Genomic DNA, 17,229 nt, shown 5'->3' with positions numbered 1-17,229 from the left:
CATTGTTTGAGACGTCGTTTGACACATCGATAACGCGAATACCCAAATAACGGACACTCGCTTCCCTTTCCAAACGCTTTCGATGCTCACCAACTGCCGCCGGCCGTAAAAAAACCCCGGCCGCCTCACGACGCCGGGGTTTTGACTCAGGCTGGAAAAACCAGCGCGAATCGCTTACATGTTTTCGATCAACACCTGGCCAAAGCCCGAGCAGGACACCTGCGTCGCGCCTTCCATCAGGCGCGCGAAGTCATAGGTGACCCGCTTTTGCAGAATCGACTTTTCCATCGACTTGATGATTAGATCGGCCGCTTCGGTCCAACCCATGTGACGCAGCATCATTTCAGCCGAGAGAATTTCCGACCCCGGATTTACGTAGTCTTTGCCGGCGTACTTCGGCGCCGTGCCATGGGTGGCTTCGAACATTGCGACCGAATCCGACATGTTCGCCCCCGGCGCAATCCCGATACCGCCGACTTGCGCGGCCAGCGCGTCTGAAATGTAGTCGCCGTTCAGGTTCAGCGTGGCGATCACGTCGTATTCCGCCGGACGCAGCAGGATCTGCTGCAGGAACGCGTCCGCAATCACGTCTTTCACCACGACGTCGCCACCCGTTTTCGGGTTTTTGATCTTCATCCACGGACCGCCGTCGATCAGCTCCGCGGCGAATTCCTTCTGCGCCAGCGCATAACCGTAGTCGCGGAACGCGCCTTCGGTGAACTTCATGATGTTGCCTTTGTGCACCAGCGTGACCGAGCGGCGATTGTTGTCGATCGCATACTGGATCGCCTTGCGCACCAGGCGCTCCGTGCCTTCGCGCGACACCGGCTTGACACCGATCCCCGAGGTTTCCGGGAAACGGATCTTCTTCACACCCATTTCTTCGCGCAGGAACTTGATGACCTTCTTCGCGTCTTCCGACCCGGCAGGCCACTCGATGCCGGCATAGATGTCTTCCGAGTTCTCGCGGAAAATCACCATGTCGATCTTCTCAGGTTCACGAACCGGTGAAGGCACGCCCTTGAAGTACTGCACGGGGCGCAGGCAAACATACAGATCGAGTTCCTGGCGCAGCGCAACGTTCAGCGAGCGGATACCGCCGCCTACCGGCGTGGTGAGCGGCCCCTTGATCGAGACGACGTATTCCTTCAGCACCTGCAACGTTTCTTCCGGCAGCCACACGTCCGGGCCGTACACCTTGGTCGACTTCTCGCCGGCGTAGATTTCCATCCAGTGGATTTTCTTTTTACCCGCGTAGGCTTTTTCTACTGCGGCATCCACCACCTTCAACATCACCGGCGTGATGTCGAGCCCCGTTCCGTCGCCTTCGATATACGGAATGATCGGCTGGTCGGAAATGTTGAGCGAGAAATCGGCGTTGACGGTGATCTTGTCACCGCCGGTCGGAACCTTGATGTGCTGGTACGGCATGATCGGACTCCAGTGAAGGCTGTGCTGAAAGCTGATGGGAGACTGCGGAAACTGGGTGCTCCTCGCTACGCAATGCCGGACGCCTGCGAGCGGCCTGGTCGCCTATTCTAGCCCACGCCAACGCAGCAACGAGGCCGTATGCGGCTCGGGGTTTTCCAACATTGTCGAAAATCAAGACCACACGGTACATATTCTTATATCTTATATAAGACATAAGACTTAGAGCGGCTCATTATGCATTATTATTCCGCCATTTACTACCGAGCCAGCGCCCTTCCTGGCCTGCGCGGCACGCTACTGCCGCCGCTCGACCTTCATCGATTCCTCTATGCGACTCCTCGCCCTGAACAAACCGTTCGGCACCATCTGTCAGTTTTCGCCGCACGAAACGCGGGCGTCGCTGGCCGATTGGGTGAAGGTGCCCGGCATCTATCCCGCAGGCCGGCTCGACTCCGATAGCGAAGGGCTGCTTCTCCTTACCGACGACGGCGCGCTGCAGGCACGCATCGCCGAGCCGCGTCACAAACTGGTCAAACGCTATTGGGCACAGGTGGAAGGCGCAGTCGATGATGCCACCTTGAAGAAGCTCGCACGCGGTGTCGATCTCGGCGATTACGTGACGCGGCCCTGCCGTGCCGAATACGTCGAGCCGACCGATTCGCTTTGGGCCCGCACGCCGCCGATCCGCTATCGCGCCGCAATTCCCACCACATGGATCGAGTTGTCGATCACCGAAGGCAAGAACCGCCAGGTGCGACGCATGACCGCGGCGGTGGGATTCCCGACATTGCGTCTCGTGCGCGCCGGCATCGGCGCACTCGATATTTTTTCGCTCGGGCTGCAGCCGGGAGAGAGTGTCGAATTGCCGCTGAAGGCTCCGTGGGAAGGCATCGTCTGAATGCGTTTACACGCGTGCCATGTCTGCACCGAACCGGCACTGAACCTGCATCGATCTAATATTCTGACCCGCAGCGAAAAAGCTAACTCGTTGTATCCGCAAACAAAATAGCGCGTGAAACCAATATGAAAAACGCGTGAAACAGTTGCGTTGACGATCGCGTTGCAGCCATTCATTTGCTTCTGCATGAAGGCATATAAATTTTCCGCAAAATTCACGTCAACCGGTGCGCGAGCTCACGCGTTATTCGACGCAGATGCCGCCCGAAGCTATCCGGCATTCAGCCTTAAGGGCCTTTGCACACGCCGCTCTCGCGGTGAGTACGGGGAGTCTGAGCGCTAAGCAGACGTGTCGAAAAAAATGTTCGATGCGGCTGTCAACCGAAAGGTGGATGGCACGTTTACCGACATGACTCTACATATAACCGGGTCATTTGGTTAATCAACTAAAGCTGAGGATTCACAAAATGAACAAACTGATCGCCGCTCTGGTCGCTGGTCTCTTCGCAACGGCAGCATTCGCACAAGCTTCGGCACCGGCAGCAGCTTCGGCAGCTCCGGCAGCAGCAGCTTCGTCGGCAAAGAAGACCACGAAGCACGCTCACAAGAAGTCGCACAAGAAGGCAGCAGCTGCAGCTGCAGCTTCGGGCGCTTCGGAGTAAGTTTGTTGTAAAAACGCAGTCAAGAACTAGCTTCATTGCCGTTCTTACGGCGTTGAAAGGCAGATCACCGCAAGGCGATCTGCCTTTTTGTTTTTGACGCGCTCGCGTAACATTCGCGAGTTAAATTCCAGCAAGGAGTCATGCCGTGCGATTTCCCATGCGCTCGTTGATTGCGCGTTTCGCTGTTGCCGTTGCACTGCCGCTCGCCGCGATGTCGTTCGCCGCGACCACCGCTGCCCCCGCTCATGCGCAACAGATGCCGGCCGGTGCGAAGCAGCCCGGCGATTTTCCTCGCGCAAAGCTGACCGCGGGCATGTTCGTCATCGACGCAGCCGTTGCCGCTAACGACGCCGATCGCGAACAAGGCCTGATGTATCGCACGACCCTCGCGCCGAATGAAGGCATGCTGTTCGTCTTCAATGAAAACGCCGTGCATTGCTTCTGGATGAAGAACACGTTGATCCCGCTGTCGATCGCGTTCATGCGCGCCGACGGCACGGTCACCGACATCGACGAGATGCAGGCCGAGACCACCAACAATCACTGCCCGAAGAACAATGGCGTGTATGCGTTGGAAATGAGCAAGGGCTGGTTCTCGTCAAAAGGCATCAAACCGGGCATGAAAATCCAGGGCTTGCCGGCCGCGCAATAAAGGCGCGTCGACCACGACGACACCCTGCCGATTCTTCAGCGGCCGCTTTTCAGATAAAGCCGGTGCCTTTCGCGAGGCGCCGGCTTTTTTGCATTCAGCGCGGGGCGGGCGATGCCCGGCACCACGCGGCAGACGCCGGCGTCGGCCCGCGAGCCCATACGAGCAGGCCTTCACACGCGGCTGGCAAGATTCCTGCAAAAGACAGGCCGACGCGCTATCCTAGTATTCTTGGCAAAGCAGCATCCAAGGCTCCCCGGGCAGCACAGACTGCCGCCCGGCAAGCGTTTCAGGCGCGCCATTTCAAGGAGGTTCACGTGCCCCGCAAGACTCCCATCGAGCGCTACCGGAATATCGGCATTAGCGCTCACATCGACGCCGGCAAAACCACCACCACTGAACGCATCCTGTTCTACACAGGCGTGACCCACAAGATCGGCGAGGTTCACGACGGTGCTGCGACGATGGACTGGATGGAACAGGAGCAGGAGCGCGGCATCACGATCACATCGGCTGCCACGACTGCTTTCTGGAAGGGTATGGCCGGCAACTATCCAGAACACCGGATCAACATCATCGACACCCCGGGTCACGTCGACTTCACGATTGAAGTTGAGCGCTCGATGCGCGTGCTCGACGGCGCCTGCATGGTGTACGACTCGGTCGGCGGCGTGCAGCCGCAATCCGAAACCGTGTGGCGTCAGGCGAACAAGTACAAGGTGCCGCGTATTGCGTTCGTCAACAAGATGGACCGCGTCGGCGCGGACTTCTTCCGCGTGCAGCGGCAGATCGGCGATCGCCTGAAGGGCAACGCGGTGCCGATCCAGATTCCGGTCGGCGCGGAAGATCATTTCCAGGGCGTGGTCGACCTCGTCAAGATGAAGGCGATCTACTGGGACGAAGAGAACCAGGGCATCAAGTTCGAGTACCGCGACATTCCGCCCGAACTCGAAGCTACCGCGAAGGAATGGCACGACAAGATGGTCGAGTCCGCCGCTGAAGCGAGCGAGGAATTGCTCGACAAATATCTGCACGGCGGCACGCTAACCGAAGAGGAAATCAAGCACGGCATTCGTGTGCGTACCATCGCCAACGAGATCGTGCCGATGCTGTGCGGCAGCGCGTTCAAGAACAAGGGCGTGCAAGCCATGCTCGACGCGGTGATCGACTATCTGCCGTCGCCGATCGACGTGCCCGCTATCACGGGTCACGACGAGTACGACAAGGAAATCGAGCGCCATCCGACTGACACCGATCCGTTCTCGGCGCTCGCCTTCAAGATCATGACCGACCCGTTCGTCGGCCAGCTGATTTTCTTCCGTGTCTATTCGGGCGTGGTGAATTCGGGCGACACGGTCTACAACGCGGTCAAGGAAAAGAAGGAACGCCTCGGCCGGATCCTGCAGATGCATGCGAACGAGCGCAAGGAAATCAAGGAAGTCTACGCGGGCGACATTGCCGCGGCCGTCGGCCTGAAGGAAGCCACTACCGGCGACACGCTGTGCGATCCGAATCACGTGATCATCCTCGAACGGATGATCTTCCCGGAGCCGGTGATTTCGCAGGCCGTCGAGCCGAAGACCAAGGTCGACCAGGAAAAGATGGGCATCGCGCTCAATCGTCTGGCGCAGGAAGACCCGTCGTTCCGCGTGCAAACGGATGAAGAATCCGGCCAGACCATCATCTCGGGGATGGGCGAGTTGCACCTGGAAATTCTGGTCGACCGGATGAAGCGCGAGTTCGGCGTTGAGGCCACCGTCGGCAAGCCGCAGGTGGCTTACCGCGAAACGGTGCGCAACAAGATCGAGGACGTCGAAGGCAAGTTCGTCAAGCAGTCGGGCGGCCGCGGTCAGTACGGTCACGCTGTGATCACGCTGGAGCCGGCGCCGCAGGGCAAGGGCTACGAATTCGTCGACGCGATCAAGGGCGGCGTGATTCCGCGTGAATACATTCCGGCGGTCGACAAGGGCATTCAGGAAACGCTGAAGGCCGGCGTGCTGGCAGGCTATCCGGTGGTCGACGTGAAGGTGACGCTGACCTTCGGTTCGTACCACGACGTCGACTCGAACGAAAACGCGTTCCGCATGGCCGGTTCGATGGCGTTCAAGGACGCCATGCGCAAGGCCAAGCCGGTACTGCTCGAACCGATGATGGCCGTCGAAGTGGAAACGCCGGAAGACTTCATGGGCAACGTGATGGGCGATCTGTCGAGCCGTCGCGGCATGGTGCAAGGCATGGAAGACATCGCCGGCGGCGGTGGCAAGCTGGTACGCGCCGAAGTACCGCTCGCGGAGATGTTCGGCTATTCGACGTCGCTGCGTTCGGCAACGCAAGGCCGCGCGACGTACACGATGGAGTTCAAGCACTACGCTGAAACGCCGAACAACGTCGCGGAAGCCGTGATCAACGCGAAGCAGAAGTAAGCACCGCGGGCTGCAATACGCCATGTGCTGCACCCCGCAATGCAATACGACGCCATGAAGGCAGACAGCAAAAGGCCCGTCCCTGTGGATGGGCCTTTTTTTCGTCCGCGACGCCGCCTGGGGCAGCCGGCAACACACACGTTTTTGAACATGCAAAAATGCCAAACGGCGCCGTGCTGACCGCCCGGACTCACGCCCACGAGGAGACACACCATGAGCCAGGATCACGAACACCCGCACTACAAGGATGAACAACCGGCGGCGCCAATCGACTGGCGCGAGCACGGCGTCAAGGTCATCAAGGGCGACCAGCTCGACAGCAATACCGCGCAAACGCCGGGCATGAATCGCGCGGCGGCGATCAACGCGGCGCGCGTCGGCGCACAGAAAATCTGGGCCGGCACGGTCACGATCCATCCGAATGCGAAGACCGGCGCGCATCATCACGGCGCGCTCGAAAGCGTCATCTACGTGGTGCGAGGTCAGGCACGCATGCGCTGGGGCGAGCATCTCGAGTTCACGGCCGAAGCGGGCCCGGGCGACTTCATCTTCGTGCCGCCCTACGTGCCGCACCAGGAAATCAACGCGAGCACCGATGACCCGCTCGAATGCGTGCTGGTGCGCAGCGACAATGAAGCGGTGGTGGTGAATCTGAATATCGACGCCGTGGAAGCGCCGGAAACGGTCTTCTGGGTCGATCCGATTCACAAACATCCGCACGATCACTAAACCTCTTTCACGCAACTCATGACGCCGACCGCCTCGCTGCGCCCTCGCCTCATCACGCTGTATGCCGTCCTGATCGCCGCCAATCTCGGCGCATGGGCGTGGGCGCTGATCGCGTTTCGCCACTATCCGCTGCTGCTCGGCACCGCGCTGCTCGCCTACGGTTTCGGTCTGCGCCACGCCGTAGATGCGGACCACATCGCCGCGATCGATGCCGTCACGCGCAAGCTGATGCAGGCGGGCAAGCGGCCGCTCGGCGTGGGCCTGGCGTTTTCGCTGGGGCATTCGACGATCGTGATCCTCGCGACGATCGGCATTGCGTGGACGGCTCATTCGCTGCACGGTCGCTTCGAGACCTTCAAGGCGGTCGGCGGCCCGATCGGCACGGTTGTGTCGGCGGTGTTTCTGCTCGTGCTGGCGTGCGTGAATCTCGTGATTCTGCGCGATGTGTGGCGGCGCTATCGCCACGTCCAACGCGGCAGCGAACTCGCTACTGAAACGACGGCGAGCATCGCGCCCGCCGGTCTGCTGTCGCGCGCATTGCGGCCGATGTTCCGGCTCGTGACGAAAAGCTGGCACATGTACCCCGTCGGCGTGCTGTTCGGCCTTGGCTTCGACACCGCGACCGAGATCGGCCTGCTGGCAATTGCCGCGTCCGAAGCCGGCAAAGGTCTGCCGCTGTATTCGATCCTCGTGTTCCCGGCGCTCTTCACCGCGGGCATGACGCTGGTCGATTCGACCGACAACGTACTGATGGTCCACGCCTACGGCTGGGCCATGGACGATCCGAAGCGCAAGCTCTACTACAACGCGAGCATCACGTTCGTTTCGGCGGTGGTGGCGATCGTCATTGGCGGCGTTGAAGCGCTGGGACTGCTGTCGGACAAACTCGGTCTGAACGGCGGTGTTTGGGACGCAGTGGGCAGTCTCAACGAGCACTTCGGCGCCCTGGGTTACGGCATCGTCGCAACCTTCATGGCGTGCTGGATCGGCTCGGTGCTGTTCCATCGCTGGCGCCGCGCCGACACGGTTGCGCGGTAAATCCAGTTCGCCTGCGCGGAGAATCGGTAAGGTTTCCACAGCGGTGGCGACGCAACGGCAATTTCCGCGCTGCGGCATCCTGGGCTTCACACAGGCCGGGCGAGACAGCCCGCCGAGCGTTGTCGTGACGACACACGCCGGCCCTTTTATACGCCAAACGGCGACCGGACCGCGCCGCAGGCGCGCCGAACCGGTGGCCAATCGCTTACACTGAAACCGCTTTTCAGCACTGCAGCGCACTGCAGCTTTTCGTCATTGCAATAAGTCGCCTTGTCGCGCGTATCCGGCGCGGCCCTTCAGAACCGACAGCAGAACGGACTGGACACTCCATCGATGAAGACTCCCGCGGACCGATTTCCCGAACTCGAGTTGGCCTTAGCCCGCCGCACCGCCGACGCCTACGGCAACCACGCCATCGACGAATTCGTCGCCGGCCGCATCACGCGCCGCGATCTGCTGCGCTATGCCAGCGTGATCGGTTTGTCGCTGGTTGGCGGCGGCGTGCTGAACGCACCGCAGGCCCGTGCGCAAGGCGCAGCGAGTCCGTCTAACCAGACAATCCGTGTGGCCCATCTGACGCCGGCCGGCGCGGTCGATCCGCTCACCGTGAACGATGCCGCGAGTCTCGCGCTGCTGAACCAGACCGGCGAATTCCTGATCGACGACGACGGCGAAAAGCTCATGCTGAGGCCGGCGCTCGCCTTGTCGTGGAAAGCGAACGATAAGGGCGACGTGTGGACCTTCGCGCTGCGCCCGAACGTCAAATTCCACGACGGCCAGGCGTTCACCGCCAAAGACGTCGTCGCCACCTTCGACCGCCTCGCCGATCCGGCGAGCGGTTCGGCGGCGCTCTCGGTGTTGAAGGGCGTGCTGTCGAAAGGCGGTGCGAAGGTCGTCGACGAGCACACGGTCGCCTTCCATCTCGATGCACCGAACGGCAATTTCCCGTACTACGTTTCCTCGGACAATTTCAACGCCGTGATCCTGCCCGCGAACTATGCAGGTGGTTATGAAAAGAGCTTCATCGGCACCGGTCCGTTCAAGCTCGAAAAGTATCAGGCGAAGGTCGGCGCCTCGTTCGTGCGCAATCCGGACTACTGGGGCGAAAAAGCGTTACCGCAACGCGTACAGTTTTCGTTCTACGCCGACGAGCAGGCGCAAATGCTCGCGTTGCAAGGCCATCAGGCCGATGTAATGGGCACATTCACCGTGCAGGGCGGCGCCGGCATTCTGAACAATCCGGACTACAAGGCAGTCGGCGTGAAGTCGAGCGCGCATCGCCAGATTCATATGCGCAACGACAGCCCGCTGTTCAAGGACAAACGCGTGCGCCAGGCGCTGGCCTTGTCGCTCGATCGCGACGTGCTGGTGCGAGGGCTGTTCAAGGGCCGTGCACAGATCGGCAACGACAGCCCGTTCGCACCGGTATTTCCGTCGTCCGATGCGGGCGTCGCGCAACGCAGGATCGACACCGCGAAGGCGAAGCAACTGCTTGCGCAAGCGGGCGTGCCGAATGGTTTCGACGTCACGCTGACCACCGAGAAGTACATGGAGATTCCCGATCTCGCGGTGGTCGTGCAGAACGCGGCGAAGGCGATCGGCGTGCGTATCAACCTGAAGGTGGAGAGTCAGTCGCTGTACTACGGCGCGGGCACACCGGGCAAATCGGATTGGCTCGACTCGCCGCTCGGCATCACCGATTACGGTCATCGCGGCGTGCCGAACGTGTTTCTGAACGCGCCGCTCACCAGCACCGGCACGTGGAACGCCGCGCACTTCAAGAACCCGCAATACGATCAACTGGTCGCGCAATTCGTCGCGGCAGTCGACCTCGGCACGCAGAAGAAAATCTCCGGACAGATCCAGACGCTGCTGCTCGATGAAACGCCCGTGATCATTCCGTTCTTTTACGATCAGTTGATCGCGATGCGCAAGGGTGTGAACGGCGTACGTTTTACCGCGCTCGCGCAACTCTATTTCGACCGCGCGGTGTTGAGCGCGTGATGTGGACGCAAAAGCGGTGGACGCAAAAGCAGTGAACACGAAAGCAGTGGGCGCAAAAGCCATGGAAAGCATGAGCGCACGGCACTTCTTCGGCAGGAGATCACAATGTCGACCACGGTGACCCCTTCCGCCTCTCCGGTCCCCAACGGCAATGCCGGCCGTGTCGTGCGGTTTCTGGCGACGCGAGTCGGTTTGTCGTTGATTACGCTGTGGCTGCTGTCCGTGATCGTGTTCGCGGGTGGCCAGTTGCTGCCTGGCGATATCGGCCGCGCCGTGCTCGGGCCGCTCGCCGATGCGCGCGCGGTCGCCGCGCTTAATCATCAGCTCGGCGCAGACCGGCCGCTCATGACGCAATACGTCGAGTGGATCTCGCATTTCGTGCGCGGCGACATGGGGCTTTCCTATGCGTACCGCGAACCGGTTGCGCCGTTTATCGCCGACGCGCTGGCGCATTCGGCCAAGCTCGGTCTGCTCGCGTTTATCGTCGTCGTGCCGCTCGGCATTGCAGGCGGTGTGTGGTCGGCCATGCATGCAGGACGTTGGCTCGATCGCACCATTAGCATCGCCGGGTTGTCGGCGACCGTGGTGCCGGAGTTCGTCTCGTCGATCGTGCTGATTCTGGTGTTCGGCGTGTGGCTGCGCTGGTTACCGATCGAAGCGTCGTATCCGCCCGAAGCGAGCGCGCTCGAACAATTGCAGCACCTGATTCTGCCGGTGCTGCCGCTGGTGCTGGTGTTCTTCGGCTACATCGCGAGAATGGCGCGCGCGGGCACCGTCGAAGCGCTCGATGCGGACTACACCCGCACCGCAATCCTCAAAGGCTTGCCGCGCCGTACCGTGATCTGGCGGCACGTGTTACGCAATGCGCTGCTGCCGACCATCACCGTCGCCGCCACGCAACTCGGCTACATGATCGGCGGCCTCGTAGTGGTCGAGACGCTGTTCCACTATCAAGGTATCGGCTCGCTGATCTACAACGCCGCCAAGGCCAAGGATTTTCCGATGCTCGAAGCGGGCGTGCTGACAATCGGCGTGGTCTACACCGTCGCCAACCTTGTCGCCGATGCACTGCATATCCTGCTTAATCCGCGACTGCGAGTGAGGAGCGCCGAATGAGCACCATCGTTCCGCCGGCCGCGCCGCCCGCGCCACGCCCGGCTACTGAACCGCGCTTCGATCAGTTGCGCGTGCTGCTGCGCTCGCCCACGTTTGTGGCCGGCGTGTTGATCGTTGGATGGTGGATCGTCTGTGCAATCGCCGGGCAATGGATCGTGCGGATCGACCCGTATGCCTCCGACCCACTCAACTCGCTCACGCCGCCCGATGGCACGCATTGGTTCGGCACCGATCAACTCGGTCGTGACGTGTTCTCCCGAGTCATTGTCGGCGCGCGCGACATTCTGACCATCGCGCCGTTGGCGACCCTGCTCGGCACTGTCGCGGGAACGGCGTTGGGCCTGATCGTCGGCTACTTCGAAGGCTGGGTCGACAACGTCGTGGGCCGCGCGATCGACGCCGTGCTCGCGCTGCCTCTCGTGATCGTCGCGTTGCTCGCGCTGGCCGCGGTCGGTGCATCGAACTTCACCGTGATTCTCGTGATCGGCATTACCTTCACGCCGATCACCGCGCGTACGGTACGCGCCGCCGTGTTTGCCGAACGGCATCTGGACTACGTCGCCGCTGCGCAACTGCGCGGTGAACGCGCGCCGTACATCATGTTCGCGGAGATTCTGCCGAACGTGTTGCCGCCGATCATCGTCGAGGCGACCGTGCGTCTCGGGTATGCCATTTTCGCGGTCGCCACGTTGTCGTTTCTCGGCTTCGGCATTCAGCCGCCTTCCGCGGATTGGGGCCTCGCGCTGTCCGAGTCGTACACGCTGATGGCGGGAGGCGCATGGTGGACCGTGGTGTTCGCGGCCGGCGCCATCGCTTCGCTCGTGGTCGGCGTGAATCTGATCGCCGATAGCGTGCAAGGAGTGCTCGACCGATGAACGGCCCGCCGCCCGCCTCGTTCCCCGCCTTCGACGTTTCGAAGAGCGATCGCACCGATGCGCTGACCGTCGTCGGCCTGACGGTCACGTACCGGATGCGTGGACGTGATCGCGAAGTGCTGCAGGACGTATCGTTTCGCGTGCGGCGCGGCGAAGCCTATGGCCTCGTCGGCGAATCGGGCTGCGGTAAATCGACGGTCGCAATGGCCGCGCTGCGCTATCTGCCGCGTAACGGCAAGGTGAAGGCCGGCAAGATCATCATCGCCGGCCAGGACGTGCAGAAGCTCGACGCCGACGCGTTGCGCACGATGCGCGCGAACGCGATTTCAATGGTCTATCAGGACCCAGGCCGCGCATTGAATCCGTCACTGACGATCGCGCGGCAAGTCACGGAAGCCTTCGAAGCCGCCGGCGTCTCGCGTGACGAAGCAGTGCAGCGTACGGTCGAGATACTGCAGCGAGTGCGCATTGCTTCGCCCGAGCGCGTGATGGACAGCTATCCACATCAGTTGTCGGGCGGCATGCAGCAGCGCGTAGTGATCGCCATGGCGCTCGCCTCGAACCCTGCCTTGCTGATTCTCGACGAACCGACCACCGGCCTCGACGCCACCGTCGAAGCCGAAGTGCTCGATCTCGTGGCGCAACTGCGCGAAGAGCTCGGCACCGCGGTGCTGTTCATCAGCCACAACCTCGCGGTGATCGGCCGGATGTGCGAGCGCGTCGGCGTGCTGTACGCAGGCAAGCTGGTTGAGGAAGGCGCCACCCAGGACGTGTTCGCGCGGCCGCGTCATCCCTATACGGTTGGACTGCTGCGCTGTTTGCCGACCACGGGACGCAGCAAGGACACCGAGCGGCTCGACACCATCGCAGGCAATTTGCCCTTGCCCGGTTCGGTCACGCAAGGCTGCATTTATGCCGACCGTTGCCGTCTCGCCGACGACCGCTGTCGCCGTGAAGCACCGCCGCCTTATCGCGTGAGTGCCGCACACGGCGATCAGATGTCGCGCTGCCATTATCACGAACGCGCAATCGAACTGCCGCGCGCGTCTGCGGAGGGATTGCCCCTGCATGGCGATGAGTCGCGTGAGAGCGAGCGCCCTGCTCTCGTGCTGCGCGCAGAAAAACTCTCGAAGACATTCCACGTGTCCGGCGCGCCGCTGCGCGCGGTCGACAACGTTTCGATCGATCTCGCCAGTGGCGAAACGCTCGGCCTTGTCGGCGAATCCGGCAGCGGCAAGACGACGCTCGCGAAACTGATGCTCGGCCTGCTCACACCGGATGCGGGCAGCGTACTCGAACTCGACGGCACCCCCCTCGCCGCGCGCGTCACGCGACGCAACGACGAGCAGGTCAAGTCGCTGCAGATCGTGTTCCAGAATCCCGACTCGGCGCTCAATCGCGCGCATTCGGTGAAGCGGTTGATCGGTCGTGCGTTGTCGCGACTCACCGCACTGCGCGGCGCCGCTATCGACGAGCGGCTCGCTACATTGACAGCAGCCGTGCGTTTGCCCGAGCGCTATCTCGGCTCGCGCACGCGTCAGTTGTCCGGCGGACTCAAGCAGCGCGTGGCGATCGCGCGCGCGTTTGCCGGTGAGCCGCGCGTGGTGGTTTGCGACGAACCCACGTCGGCGCTCGACGTCTCCGTGCAGGCCGCGATCCTCAACCTGCTCGCCGATCTGCAGCGCGAGCGTGGTGTGAGCTACGTGTTCATCTCGCATGATCTGCATGTGGTGCGCTATCTGTCGGATCGCATCGCCGTGCTGTACCTCGGCCGCCTGCTGGAGATCGGACCGGCAGCCGCGGTTTTCGGCGGACCGCATCATCCCTACACCGAGGCGCTACTGTCTTCGGTGCCGACACTCGACGCCCACGACAACACCGCCCGCATACGGCTGTCCGGCGATCTGCCGAGTGCGGCATCGCCGCCGTCCGGTTGCGTGTTCCATACGCGCTGCCCGCGCAAACTCGGAGCGATCTGCGAGCAGCAAGACCCTCCCTTCCTCGAAGCCGGCAGCGGTGACGCGGGTCAGCCGTCCGCGCATCGCATCCGCTGCCATATTCCCGTCGACGACCTGCGTGTACTGCAATCCGCCGCGCGCGACAACGCCGGCAAGGTCTCCGGCAACGGTTCGGAAAACGCACCGGAAAACGCCGCGCGTAACGAATAACGCGTAATAAAGCGGCTTTCCGGTCGCGCGTTTCATCATCGAAACATTTTCCTGCGTTTTTTCCTCGCGGCCATCGCACACCCCTATTCGACACCCGTCGCCGCAAGGCTTTGCGGACCGTGGCATGGATATCGCTAAGTACTGTCCAGACATTCGAATCCAGAAGAGATCGAGAGAGAGAGAGCCGGAAGCGCCGCTTGGGCGAATCGCAGCGACAGGAAGCGATACGTGACGAAGCGCGTTTGAACGGTATCGGCTGAAGCGCACGCAAGCGTTTGTCAGCAAACCGGCTACGGCGTCGGGAAGACGGTGATGGTGTTTGACTTGCATCCGCAAAACAGACTCGGGGGGCGACGAGGCTAGCGCTCAGACAGGCCCGGCGTCGGCGGTTCAGCGTGGGAGATGGCGACAGCGAGGTGTCGGCGTCCCCTCGGGAGAGACGTGATGAAAACCAGAAAATTCAATCAGTACTACTTCGGGGTCTTACGGAGTACAGCAATCGCAGCGGGCGTAGCTTTGCTGATCACGCAGGTCGCGTATTCGGCGTCAACGGATGCGGTCCCCAAGTTGATGACGGTTGCCGATGCGCCCATGCCTGCGAGCGGCGCGCACGCAGCGACGCAAAGCGTGCAGGACGACAGTTCGGCGGCGGGCGCAGCGGCGACCGGCACCGCGCCTGATGAACCGACCGCTGCCGACGACGCAGCCATTGTGTTCAGTCCGCGCGATTGCACAAGCACCAGTATCGGAGGGTGCGCGCAGCATCGCGGCGGCAACGGCGCGGCGAGCGCAGGCAGCGGTGGCTCGGGTGCGAGCGGCAATGGCGCCGGCGGCGCAGCAGGCTCGGGCAGTGGCGGCGGTAAGGGTAACGGCGGCGGCAGCGGCGGTGGCAGCGGCGGTGGCAGCAGCGGCGGTGGCAGCAGTGGCGGCGGAAGCAGCGGTGGCGGAAGCAGCGGCGGTGGCAGCAGCGGTGGCGGAAGCAGCGGTGGCGGAAGCAGCGGCGGCGGTAGCAGCGGTGGCGGAAGCAGCGGTGGCGGAAGCAGCGGCGGTGGCAGCAGCGGTGGCGGAAGCAGCGGTGGCGGAAGCAGCGGCGGCGGAAGCAGCGGCGGTGGCAGCAGCGGCGGTGGCAGCAGCGGTGGCGGAAGCAGCGGCGGTGGAAGCAGTGGCGGCGGAAGCAGCGGTGGCGGAAGCAGTGGCGGTGGAAGCAGTGGCGGTGGAAGCAGCGGCGGTGGCAGCAGCGGCGGTGGCAGCAGCGGCGGTGGCAGCAGCGGTGGCGGCAGCAGCGGGAGCGGCGGCTGCGGTTGCGGCGGCGGCCCCGGCGGCGGGTTTGGCGGCGGAAAAGGCGGCCCCGGTGGTGGTTTTGGCGGAGGCTTCGGTGGCGGGTTCGGCGGCGGCTTTGGCGGAGGCTCCGGCGGCGGTCACGGAGGCAAGGGTGGCGGCGGCAATGGTGGCAATGGCGGAGGAAACGGGCACTGACAGTCGCCTGTTTCCCGGGTAGGGGGCCCCCGCGCCCTACCCGTCGCTAACGACATGCGTATACCGTTCGCAGTCCCCCGGCAGCGGCGGTGATGTCTCGATCCCCCGGTCGAGCGTCACCGCCCGAAGCCGGTCGAAGTCGGCAGCACCCGCAGGCGGTCCGGCGAAACGGCGCGCACCGCCGCGAAACGCCGACAAGCAGTTCCTGTTCTCGCACACGTTTAAAACCAGAACAATCGATCGTGTCGTGCGTGACCGGAACCAAACCGAAGCGATTGCCTCATATCAGATTCAACGTTCGATATGAGGGCACCACAACATGCAACGAAACGTCCCCCACTCCATAGCGCGCACGGCCACCGGCCTGCTGATGGTCGCCGCTCTGGGCCTCGCATCGCTCGCCAATGCGCAAACTGCGGCGCAAGCACCGTCGCAAGCACCGGCCACATCACCCCAGCCGCAGCCGCCAACCCTGTCGCAAGCTGCGCCGCCGGTCGATCCCACCTTCTCCGCCTATTCGCTCGCGCAAACCTGCAAGCTGAAAAACGATAACGTTGCGCAAGGTCAATGCGTCGGCGCGATCCGCGGCATCATCCACGGCTATCAGTACGGCGTGCTGTTCCTGGGTCAGCGCGCGTCGCTGCCACCCAACGAAACGCAGCGTGTGTCGCTGTGTTTGCGCAATACGCAGGTGTCGTCGATCGTCGACGAATTCGTTGCCGACGCCGCCCAGGTCAACGAAGATTCGCTCAAGCACACGCCCGCTGAAGTCGCCGTTCTGGGTTCCGTGCACATGCACCACGGTTGCAATTAATGACGCCGGTGCAGCGAGCCGCAGCGCCATAAGCGTCGGCTCCACGGCCGCCGCAATTCACTAACGGCTGCAACTGCGCTCACAGCATTTCGAGTGGCCGCTTGCTACGCGGCGGTTTGAAATAAGTGTCGATGGCAGCGAGTTCGCGCGCGTCGAGTTGCAGTTGCGACGCCTGATGGTTGTCGCGCACATGCTCGACGCGCCCCGCTTTCGGAATGGCGAACACGCCGGGCTTTTGCAGGACCCACGCAAGCGCCACCTGAAACACCGAGACACCGCGTGCGTCGGCAATATCGTCGAGCGGCGAGCGTTTCGGCAGGCGCGCGTGATCGACCGGACTGTATGCCATCGCCGGCATGTTGCGCGCGGCGAGCCACGGCAACAGGTCGAATTCCGGTCCACGGCGCGCCACGTTGTAGAGAATCTGATTGGTCGCGCACGCCTCGCCGCCCGGCGTGGCGACGAGCTCTTCCATATCGTCGGTATCGAAGTTGCTGACGCCCCAGTGGCGAATCTTGCCCGCGCTGCGTAGTGCCTCGAATGCCTCGACTGTTTCCGCGAGCGGCACCGAGCCGCGCCAGTGCAGCAGATACAGATCGAGCCGATCGGTTTTCAGGCGCTTGAGGCTCTGCTCGCAGGCCGCGATCACGCCGCGCCGGCTGGCGTTATGCGGATACACCTTGCTCACGAGAAAGACCTGATCGCGCAGCCCCGCCAGCGCTTCACCGAGAAGCAATTCCGTGGCGCCGTCGCCGTACATTTCCGCCGTGTCGATCAGCGTCATGCCCAGTTCGATGCCGCAGCGCAGTGCGGCGAGTTCCGAGGCACGGCGCGCCGGTTGTTCACCCATCTCCCAGGTGCCCTGCCCCAGTTTCGGAATACGCTCGCCGTCGGGCAGGCTCACGCTCGCGATATCGGTCGTCATGCTTTCTCCTCGAAGTGGCTAA

General features: G+C 62.6%; 15 protein-coding genes. 12 read left to right on the top strand and 3 right to left on the bottom strand.

Annotation, left to right across the window (positions count from 1 at the left end; genetic code table 11):
- Positions 1-174: 174 nt before the first annotated feature.
- Entirely contained in the window at positions 175-1,431 is a 1,257-nt protein-coding gene (icd, locus tag R8871_RS13280) for an NADP-dependent isocitrate dehydrogenase (RefSeq protein ID WP_175050896.1), read from the bottom strand.
- A 328-nt stretch (positions 1,432-1,759) separates the two neighbouring features.
- Between icd and R8871_RS13275 the strand changes: the two genes are divergently transcribed.
- The 10 genes from R8871_RS13275 (at position 1,760) to R8871_RS13230 (ending at position 13,992) form a co-directional block, all read left to right on the top strand.
- Entirely contained in the window at positions 1,760-2,329 is a 570-nt protein-coding gene (locus R8871_RS13275; protein WP_175050895.1) for a pseudouridine synthase, read from the top strand.
- 466 nt (positions 2,330-2,795) lie between these two features.
- Complete coding sequence (locus R8871_RS13270) at positions 2,796-2,990, top strand: hypothetical protein (RefSeq protein WP_011489640.1); 195 nt, start codon at positions 2,796-2,798, stop codon at positions 2,988-2,990.
- 145 nt (positions 2,991-3,135) lie between these two features.
- The gene (locus tag R8871_RS13265; protein WP_054042654.1) at positions 3,136-3,642 is read left to right on the top strand and encodes a DUF192 domain-containing protein; all 507 of its coding nucleotides are present in this window, start codon (positions 3,136-3,138) and stop codon (positions 3,640-3,642) included.
- Between the two features lie 314 nt (positions 3,643-3,956).
- Positions 3,957-6,062 (top strand): elongation factor G, encoded by a 2,106-nt coding sequence (gene fusA / locus R8871_RS13260; protein ID WP_175050894.1) that lies wholly within the window; start codon positions 3,957-3,959, stop codon positions 6,060-6,062.
- 213 nt (positions 6,063-6,275) lie between these two features.
- On the top strand, positions 6,276-6,791 hold the full coding sequence (locus R8871_RS13255) for a cupin domain-containing protein (RefSeq protein WP_093638871.1): 516 nt from the start codon (positions 6,276-6,278) through the stop codon (positions 6,789-6,791).
- Between the two features lie 18 nt (positions 6,792-6,809).
- Positions 6,810-7,829 carry a HoxN/HupN/NixA family nickel/cobalt transporter gene (locus tag R8871_RS13250; RefSeq protein ID WP_175050893.1) on the top strand — a complete coding sequence of 340 codons (1,020 nt, stop codon included), beginning with the start codon at positions 6,810-6,812 and terminating at the stop codon, positions 7,827-7,829.
- A gap of 333 nt (positions 7,830-8,162) precedes the next feature.
- Positions 8,163-9,833 (top strand): ABC transporter substrate-binding protein, encoded by a 1,671-nt coding sequence (locus tag R8871_RS13245; RefSeq protein ID WP_175050892.1) that lies wholly within the window; start codon positions 8,163-8,165, stop codon positions 9,831-9,833.
- Between the two features lie 105 nt (positions 9,834-9,938).
- On the top strand, positions 9,939-10,949 hold the full coding sequence (locus R8871_RS13240) for an ABC transporter permease (RefSeq protein ID WP_175050891.1): 1,011 nt from the start codon (positions 9,939-9,941) through the stop codon (positions 10,947-10,949).
- Positions 10,946-11,824 carry an ABC transporter permease gene (locus tag R8871_RS13235; RefSeq protein ID WP_175050890.1) on the top strand — a complete coding sequence of 293 codons (879 nt, stop codon included), beginning with the start codon at positions 10,946-10,948 and terminating at the stop codon, positions 11,822-11,824. Before R8871_RS13240 ends, R8871_RS13235 begins: the two co-directional genes overlap by 4 nt.
- Positions 11,821-13,992 carry an ABC transporter ATP-binding protein gene (locus tag R8871_RS13230; RefSeq protein WP_175050889.1) on the top strand — a complete coding sequence of 724 codons (2,172 nt, stop codon included), beginning with the start codon at positions 11,821-11,823 and terminating at the stop codon, positions 13,990-13,992. Before R8871_RS13235 ends, R8871_RS13230 begins: the two co-directional genes overlap by 4 nt.
- A gap of 470 nt (positions 13,993-14,462) precedes the next feature.
- On the opposite strand, the gene R8871_RS13225 is transcribed toward R8871_RS13230, so the two are convergent.
- Positions 14,463-14,702 carry a hypothetical protein gene (locus R8871_RS13225; protein ID WP_175050888.1) on the bottom strand — a complete coding sequence of 80 codons (240 nt, stop codon included), beginning with the start codon at positions 14,700-14,702 and terminating at the stop codon, positions 14,463-14,465.
- A gap of 89 nt (positions 14,703-14,791) precedes the next feature.
- Between R8871_RS13225 and R8871_RS13220 the strand changes: the two genes are divergently transcribed.
- On the top strand, positions 14,792-15,490 hold the full coding sequence (locus tag R8871_RS13220; protein ID WP_175050887.1) for a hypothetical protein: 699 nt from the start codon (positions 14,792-14,794) through the stop codon (positions 15,488-15,490).
- A 297-nt stretch (positions 15,491-15,787) separates the two neighbouring features.
- Complete coding sequence (locus R8871_RS13215; RefSeq protein ID WP_175050886.1) at positions 15,788-16,282, top strand: hypothetical protein; 495 nt, start codon at positions 15,788-15,790, stop codon at positions 16,280-16,282.
- Between the two features lie 79 nt (positions 16,283-16,361).
- On the opposite strand, the gene R8871_RS13210 is transcribed toward R8871_RS13215, so the two are convergent.
- Positions 16,362-17,207 carry an aldo/keto reductase gene (locus tag R8871_RS13210; protein WP_175050885.1) on the bottom strand — a complete coding sequence of 282 codons (846 nt, stop codon included), beginning with the start codon at positions 17,205-17,207 and terminating at the stop codon, positions 16,362-16,364.
- Between the last annotated feature and the right edge of the window lie 22 nt (positions 17,208-17,229).

The organism is Paraburkholderia sediminicola (assembly GCF_902859805.1).
Lineage (GTDB): Bacteria > Pseudomonadota > Gammaproteobacteria > Burkholderiales > Burkholderiaceae > Paraburkholderia > Paraburkholderia sediminicola.
The sequence above is the reverse complement of the archived record's forward strand: the minus strand, read 5'-3'. Positions and strand labels throughout refer to the sequence as shown.